The organism is Bacillus sp. SIMBA_008 (assembly GCF_046535495.1).
Lineage (GTDB): Bacteria > Bacillota > Bacilli > Bacillales > Bacillaceae > Bacillus > Bacillus subtilis.
Map to the genome: position 1 here is coordinate 1 of NZ_JAWRWL010000859.1, position 254 is coordinate 254.

Annotated in this window: 1 protein-coding gene; it reads right to left on the minus strand. The window is 38.2% G+C overall.

Translation table 11 applies throughout. From position 1 onward, the window contains the following. Window positions 1–160 (minus strand): glutamate--tRNA ligase family protein (locus SB658_RS25780; protein ID WP_410603308.1); only part of this gene is annotated, 160 nt, incomplete at its 3' end. Window positions 161–254: the final 94 nt, after the last annotated feature.

The window sequence follows — 254 nt, forward strand, 5'->3', positions numbered from 1 at the left end:
CCTCTACATTACGCTTTTGGTCCGTATCTTCGATTCGAATAATAAATTTGCCGCCTTGACTGCGTGCGAACAAATAGTTGAAAAGAGCCGTTCTAGCATTCCCAATATGTAAATGACCAGTTGGACTCGGTGCATAACGAACACGCACTTCATTTCCCATGAGTTTAACTTCCTTTCATCTGCATCATGTTGTCTGACACCAATTTTTTATAAACGTATTTTATCATCAAATCACATTCTCATCAAAATGAGTT